Consider the following 7,560-nt stretch of genomic DNA (forward strand, 5'->3'; position numbering starts at 1 on the left):
CTATAATAATAGATTGTACTTCATTGTATATAAATTTAAAGGAAAATAAGTTAAGAAAAAAAGTGACTGATGGTCATAATCGTGACACACCCTCAAAAAAAATAGAACCAATTAAAATTAATTAAAAAAATAGAGTTAAATAAAAAAAAATAGAACTAAATAGGACTAATTAAAAAAATAGTGCTAAATTAAAAAATAGTATATCAAAAAGAGTACAAAAAAGTTCTTAAAAAAAGCAGATAAATATAACAATTGTTAAATTAATAAAGCTAAAAAAAAGAAAAAATTAAAAAATTAGGAATTGTAGCTTCCTTAGAAGCTAGCAATTACGTCTCCTAATAATTTAATAGATTCTTCTACGTTTTTACCTACAGGAGATCCTGCTACGTATTGGGTTACACCCATTTCACCTAATGCTTCAATCTTAGGAATGAATTCATCAGGAGTACCACATACGGAGAATGCTTCGAGTGCTTCGTCGGTTACAGCGCCAATAGCTCCACCGAAGTCACCTTTAGCTAAGAATCCACCCATTTGTTCGTTGAATCCTTCAGGTAATCCGTGTCTTGCAATTACTGGAGGTGGGGAACCTGCTGCGATAAATGCAACTACGATTCTTGCAGCGTTTTTAGCTGCTTCAGAGTCAGTACCAATGGAAGTAGCAGTGTATGCAGCTACATCGAAGTCTTTTGCTTGGTCGCCGATTCCTTTTTTGATCATAGGCATAGCAGCTTCATAATCTTTAGGGTTGGAAGCGTTAATTAATACACCGTCAGCGATTTCACCAGCAGTTTCTAACATTTTAGGACCTTGTGCACCCATGTAAATAGGGATTGCATCTTGTACTTTTTTAGCTCCACCTAATGCTGCACCAGCTTCAGTTTTTCCACCGTCTAATAAAGTGTTAATGTCTGCAATAGCTGCTTTGATAGTGGATACAGGTTTTTCCCAAGCGATACCTAATGCGTCAAAGGTTGCTTTGTCACCAGGACCAATACCAAAGGTTGCTCTACCATTAGAAATTTCGTCGATAGTAGCGATTGCGGAAGCGGAAATTGCAGGGCTTCTTACGTATGGGTTGGTTACACCAGGACCCATTTTAATGGTTTCAGTGTTTGCTGCAATTAATGCTAAGGTTTCGTATACGTTTTTGTTGTTGTAGTGGTCAGTGATCCATGCGTATTCAAAACCAACGTCTTCTGCTATTTTTACTAATCTTACGAGTTCATCTAATGGGATTTGAGGTACGAATTCTATACCAAATTTCATATTTATCACCAATCTTTATTATGTTATCTAGCTTATAAAGTATTTGTTATTTAAAAAATATAGAAAGATTTATATATTAAATAGTGTTTGTTTAATTTATTATAAATTTATTGAATAATCAATTAATAATTATAAAAAAATATATATAAAAATGAAAGATTATTAATGAAAAATGAAATAGGAATTATGTAAAAAAATTGAATAAACAAGTAATAAGAGTTAATAAAATATAATAAATATAATAATTTGTTATAAAATATTAAAACAAACAACATATTGTTTAATAAATGAAAATTAAAAAACAATGATTTAATTTTTATAACATAGAACATTTAATATTTTTCAAACTAAATTTTAATTTAATATAATTTAAATAAATAAAAATTAAAAGTCTTAAATGGAAAATAAGCTTAAAAATCAAAAGGATAATTAAAAAAGTAAGGCAAGCCTAAAAATTAAAAATAGAAGATAATAATTATAATGCAATAAAGACCAGGCAGAATTTAGTATAATAATAGAAGATAATAATCATAATGCAATAAAGAACAGCCAGAATTTTAGTATAATATGTACCGCATGATAAAAGTTATGAATGAAAAATATGAATAAAAAATATAAATAAAAACTAAAATAAATTAAATAATATATAATGATATATAATATATTTTATCAATAAATTAATTTTATCAAAAGCAATTTTAGGTTAAACAATGGAAATTAGAGAATTAACAAAAGAAATAAGAGATAGGTCAATAGAATATGCCAAAATAAGAGAATTGGATGACCTCTCTGCAAGTTGGTATCAAGAGGATCTTTTATATTCTGGAAAGGGAAAAACCATATTTTTAATCTTGCCTACACCAGGCTGCTCTTGGGCACTTGGACCAAGCGGAGGATGTACAATGTGCAGCTATATCTCAGACTGTTACCTTAAGCCAATTGAAAATTCAAAAATCATTGAATTATTCGAAATGGAAATGAACAAATGGGATTTCCACCAAGATTATGAGAATGGAGATAAAATAGCTATAAAACTCTTTGCATCAGGAAGTTTCCTAAATCCAGATGAAGTTCCAAAAGAGGCAAGAGATTACGTATTAAACAAATTAGCCAATATGGAAGAAATCAGTGAAATAGTTGTAGAATCCAGACCAGAATATGTTAAGGAAGAGGTTTTAGATGAAATCTTTGATATAATTGGAGACAAATTGTTTGAAATCAGCATAGGTTTGGAAACCTCTAATGAAGAGACCAGATTAAACAAAATCAATAAGGGTTTCAACAATAAGACCTTTGAAAAGGCAATTAATCTTATCAAAGAATATAAGAATAAGCACAATATTAAATCCAAGGCATACATATTTGTAAAGCCTATACTAACCTCTGAACAGGAAGCAATTAATGAAGCGATTGAAACTGCAACATACTGTGAAAATATTGGCGTCGACAGGGTTTCATGCTGTCCTGCAACAATCCACAGAGGAACACTAATCGAAAGACTTTGGAGAAGAGGATCATACCAGCCTCCTTGGATTTGGTCAACCGTTGAAGTCATCAACACAATCAGGCAAAACGTCAATATCCCTGCATTGATGGACACTTCAGGATTCGGTTCAAGAAGAGGCCCTTACAATTGCAAAAAGTGCAATAATGAATTGAAACACAAAATCATCGATTCAAACTTCGACCAAAGCCAAATAGAATATGACTGCGAATGTAAAAATGAATGGATTGCAGAAGTTAAATCCTCTGATTTGAACAAGTCCAAAACTGCTGTAAAACATTTGCCTTTATATTAGAATATTTTCAAATATTTTTAAATAATAAAAATCATAAAATAATAAATACTATAAAAATACTAAAAATATTATAATAATAATGATTTATTAAATATTTAAGAAAATTTTATAAAAAATATGAATTATTAATATTTAAGAAAACTTTATAATAATGATTTATTAAATATTTAAAAAATTTTTATAAAAAATATGCATTATTAAATATTTAGAAAATTGTTTAATAATATGAATTATTAATTTTATTTAAGAAAATTTATAAATTGAAATAGGAGGAAAGAACTTGCATAAACAAACTACAGTAAGCCTAATTGCAATCATATTAGGAATCATTACAATTGCATTCCCAATGTTTGGAGTAATTGCAGCATCTGATATTCTTGGATTATCTGTTTTATTGCTTGCAGTCTTCTTATTAACCAATGGAGTTAGTGAAGTGGAATACAATGCAACAAGAGGCTTATTAAATGCCATTTTAGGATTAATAATGTTAATAATAAGTTTAGGATTGATATTTAACCCAAGCCTATTTTCATTTTTAACCGCTTTGACTATCTATTTAGCAGGAATATTCCTAATCATAATCGGACTTATCATAATCGTTGGAAACAGAGACAACAAATATGGATTCTGGATGGGAATATTAGGAATATTATTAGGTGTAATATACATAATCATAGGAACTTACATCAATAATCCAGTTATTCTCGGTTCCTTAATTGGAATTTGGTTATTGGCAACTGGAATATTAAACTTATTAGACAATGGCTATTAAATGCCATAAGATTTGAAAATATTAAACTTATTAGACAATGGCTAAAATGCCATAAGATTTGAAAATATTAAACTTATTAGACAATGGCTAAAATGCCATGAATTTGAATAAATAATAATTTAAAATTAATAATGAATTCAAAGATTATTATTTATTCATTAACTAATTTTTATCAATTAATTTTTAAAAAATTCAAAGCCAATCATTTATAAAAAAAACTAATTTTTTATCAATTAATTCTTAAAATAAAGCTTTTTTTAAAACTATTTAACAGATTATAAATTTTAGGAAACAAACCATGATAGCAATCAGTGCAGATTTTGATCCTGTTCACAAAGGACATGAAGAACTAATTAGAAGAGCTAAGGAAATAGCTGATGAAAAAGGAAATGAAGTAGTCGTATATTTAAATAAGGGATACAGTGCAAATCATGCTTCTTTTTTCACACCTTTTGAAGCAAGAAAAGAGATGGTTCTTGCATTAGGTGCAGACAAGGTTGTTGGAATTGAAGGATTGCACCATAGACTAATCTTATCCTATAGTGTCCCTATCCGTCTTGCAAAAATGCATGAGGATGGCGTTACAGACTATATTACAGCTGCAGACATCTCTCTAAAAGAGGTTCAAAACTATGCAGAACGATTTATTCAAGAAGGAAGTTTCCTTGGAATGCCACAGGATTTTCCTAATAGAAATGTAATCAGATGGTATGCTATAAATGAATTTTTATCTCAAAAGTTCGATAGAAAAATCGATTTTCACCTTATTCCTGAAGTGACCAATCCTAAAAAGATATCTGGAAGATTCATCAGAAAGGATATCCTTAAAAATGATTTGACAATAACCAAAGATGTTAGAAAATTGCTTCCAAAAACAACTATAGAAATATTGGAAAGAGAGATTGAAAAGGGAACAATACCTGGAAAAAGGAACATGAAAGTTCTCAAGCATAAGATGAACACATATTCAAGGTCAAGCTTAACAAACATCGCTTACTTGAATGGAAAGGTAATCAATAGGATTGTTGAAGGGAGATTTTATAAGGATGATGATGAATCCATTTGGGCAAGCTTTAGAAGAGGAGATTACGGTCCTGTCATGACTCGACTTGCTGCAAGCTGCATAGAAGAGGAAGTGACAAAGGATGAAGTCTTGAAATTAATGAGACATTATGAATCAAAGGGAGTCATACCTCCAGAACAGAATGTTGACAAGATCATTGAAAGAGCATGGTATGTTGCAGAAGAAGTGGATAAGGGAGTTTCTGCAAAGGAAGCCAATGAAAAATTCAGAAAGAGACATGATTTGAAAATCAACCCATTAATGACACTTGAAGCAGGATTGAATCTTACTAAATTTGAAGCAAAAAAAGTTCATGAAGGACTTGAAGCCAAAATATTTGTTGATAAGGACAATCTGATCTCATGTGAGATAAAAGAGAAGAAGATAAAGATAAAAACAAATTTAAAGCTTCCTTCAAAAGAAGTGACTTATTTAAGATATATATTAGATTCAAGATATATTCCAGTAAGTGGAGAATTGATTAAAAACAAAAGAAATGATTGGAGAGTAAAAATAAGCATTCATGACCACTAATCAATTCCAATCATATATTAATTAATTTAAAATTTCTAAGGCAATGAATAATTATTTTCTCTCTTTTCTATTTTTAATTCTCAAATATTAATGATAAAAAAATAATTACTTTCTACATTTTTTCTATTTTTAATTCTCAAATTACTTTATGATAAAAAAATAATTATTTTCTGCCTTTTCTATTTTTTAATTTCTCAAATTTATCCTTAGTGGCTATAGCCATGATTTTAGACTTTCTATTTTTATTAACACCATCCAAGAATTCCATAACTTCTACCAATTCCTCATATTTCCGTTTGGATTTTCTCTTAGAACTTGATATACGTGATTTGGAAGAAGTTTCAAAATCCCTATTTTCAGTTAATGCCAATATTTCCCATAATTCATCGTCCAGTCCCAATTTTTCAGCGGTTTCAAATGTTTCAACCAATAGGGCTGAAACTCCTTTTGTATAAGAGCTTCTGAGAATCTTTAATTTGGAAACATCACCAATTTCATCACTGACAACCTTAATGTTCACTTCAACATCTTCTGGAGCATCATGACCCTTAATGTAGTTTCTCATTCTTTCTACAAATTCTTCAGCCTTTCTCCCTGAGAAATAAAGATTTAATTTATCAGAGCTTACTCTACCCATAATCGCTGAATCAATAAAATGCTCATCGCTTATATAATTCTCAATTTGCTTTGCTGTATTAGGGGAGATATTATTGAAGTCCAGGAATAATCCATCAGTCAATGAGCCATACTTTAAAGCAACTGCCAATGCACTTTGAGGACTGTTTGCTGATATTAGAATATCTGACTCACTGGAAACATCTTCAAAACTATCCAAAACAGTTATATCAATTGAATTAACCAATTCTTTGGTCTTATCAGACCTTCCTTCTATAGAGGTCATGACATCAAATCCATAAGACAACAATATTTTTGATAAAGTGTATGACACTTCTCCAAAACCTATAAATCCAAATTTCATAACTAATCACCCCAAAGATAAATTAACATTCTATCCTTATAAAGTCTTTAAAACATGTGAACCTTCCGCAATTCCCAATTCCTTGGAAATAGCTGGACATTTTGTACATAACAATACAAATACATCCTGTCCCTTAAAATTCATTTCTGTCAATCCTTCAAAATTTCCCATTCCTTTAGCGATAACAAAAGGGGAATTGTATAGTGTCTCTTTAAATTCATCGTTAATCATTGATTCTACAACACCTACAGAATCAGATCCTGTAGTGATTAAAGTGGCTACCTCATCCAATCCTGCTTCCAATGCCTCTTCCATACATGCATCATTCAGAATAGGCCTTTCCTTAACTGCTACAGTAATGTCAACATCATATTCCCTGATCTTTTCAAGCAAAAGCTTGTCAAATACGATTTCACCAGTATTGTCCACTAAATAAAGAACATTATCATACTTTCTTAAAGCCTCTTCAAATTTATCAATCTCATTTATGGCTAATTCCTTATTTAATCCTTCAAAAATCATTGATTCAAATTCAGTGCCTAAATGAAATGTGCCAAAATCAAGAATATTTCCTACAATAGCTATCTTAACATAAGCCTCTAAGCTGTCATCGTCCTTTAATATTTCCCTAACCTTTGGCATTAATGACAATGCAATTTCATTTCCCTCTTTCTTTTGATTTAAATAAGGGTCATAGCAACCGGTTTCCTTTTTAACATATTGATGAATCAGTGATCCAGTAGCATTTGAAGACATGTCTTTTGAAAAGTTTTCACCAATATATGATAAAATGTCCTGAATCAATCTGAACTTTAATTCCTCATCATCTGTTGAAAGTTCAATGGCTTCTTTTGCTTGTCTTAAAAAACATGGCCCGCAATTGTAATAAACTTTAATAGTATCACCTAAATTGAAAAACGAATAATAAATTAAATTGGATATTAATATATTTATAAATTTAAATTATTAAAATTATTGAAAAAGACAGTTAGAAAAAAAATAAAATCATAAAAATATTTAAAAGAACAGATTAAAAAAAAAAAAAAAAAAATTAAAAAAAAAAAAAAAAAAAAAAAAAAAAAAAAAAAAAAAAAAAAAAAAAAAAAAAAAAAAAAAAAAAAAAAAAAAAAAAAAAAAAAAAAAA

General features: G+C 29.4%; 6 protein-coding genes. 3 read left to right on the forward strand and 3 right to left on the reverse strand.

From position 1 onward, the window contains the following. Positions 1-312 precede the first annotated feature (312 nt). A complete protein-coding gene (mer, locus tag QZV12_RS13295; protein WP_295622617.1) occupies positions 313-1,269 on the reverse strand; it encodes a 5,10-methylenetetrahydromethanopterin reductase in 957 nt (318 codons plus the stop codon). Between the two features lie 710 nt (positions 1,270-1,979). Between mer and QZV12_RS13300 the strand changes: the two genes are divergently transcribed. The 3 genes from QZV12_RS13300 (at position 1,980) to QZV12_RS13310 (ending at position 5,437) form a co-directional block, all read left to right on the forward strand. Further along, positions 1,980-3,068: an archaeosine biosynthesis radical SAM protein RaSEA gene (locus QZV12_RS13300; protein ID WP_295622619.1), complete on the forward strand. Its 1,089-nt coding sequence runs from the start codon at positions 1,980-1,982 to the stop codon at positions 3,066-3,068. Between the two features lie 280 nt (positions 3,069-3,348). Further along, positions 3,349-3,840 (forward strand): DUF308 domain-containing protein, encoded by a 492-nt coding sequence (locus QZV12_RS13305; RefSeq protein ID WP_295622621.1) that lies wholly within the window; start codon positions 3,349-3,351, stop codon positions 3,838-3,840. 298 nt (positions 3,841-4,138) lie between these two features. Further along, positions 4,139-5,437 carry an adenylyltransferase/cytidyltransferase family protein gene (locus QZV12_RS13310; RefSeq protein ID WP_295622623.1) on the forward strand — a complete coding sequence of 433 codons (1,299 nt, stop codon included), beginning with the start codon at positions 4,139-4,141 and terminating at the stop codon, positions 5,435-5,437. Positions 5,438-5,600: 163 nt separating this feature from the next. On the opposite strand, the gene QZV12_RS13315 is transcribed toward QZV12_RS13310, so the two are convergent. Both QZV12_RS13315 and QZV12_RS13320 read right to left on the reverse strand, forming a co-directional pair. After that, a complete protein-coding gene (locus tag QZV12_RS13315) occupies positions 5,601-6,416 on the reverse strand; it encodes a DUF1932 domain-containing protein (RefSeq protein WP_295622625.1) in 816 nt (271 codons plus the stop codon). 36 nt (positions 6,417-6,452) lie between these two features. Continuing rightward, positions 6,453-7,370 (reverse strand): ARMT1-like domain-containing protein, encoded by a 918-nt coding sequence (locus QZV12_RS13320; protein ID WP_366925568.1) that lies wholly within the window; start codon positions 7,368-7,370, stop codon positions 6,453-6,455. Positions 7,371-7,560 lie beyond the last annotated feature (190 nt).

Source organism: uncultured Methanobrevibacter sp., from assembly GCF_902769175.1.
Lineage (GTDB): Archaea > Methanobacteriota > Methanobacteria > Methanobacteriales > Methanobacteriaceae > Methanobrevibacter.

Bases quoted from the DNA above. Each gene is read 5' to 3' on its own strand.
- mer (WP_295622617.1), bottom strand. From the start codon at position 1,269: ATGAAATTTGGTATAGAATTCGTACCTCAAATCCCATTAGATGAACTC.
- QZV12_RS13300 (WP_295622619.1), top strand. From the start codon at position 1,980: ATGGAAATTAGAGAATTAACAAAAGAAATAAGAGATAGGTCAATAGAA.
- QZV12_RS13310 (WP_295622623.1), top strand. From the start codon at position 4,139: ATGATAGCAATCAGTGCAGATTTTGATCCTGTTCACAAAGGACATGAA.
- QZV12_RS13315 (WP_295622625.1), bottom strand. From the start codon at position 6,416: ATGAAATTTGGATTTATAGGTTTTGGAGAAGTGTCATACACTTTATCA.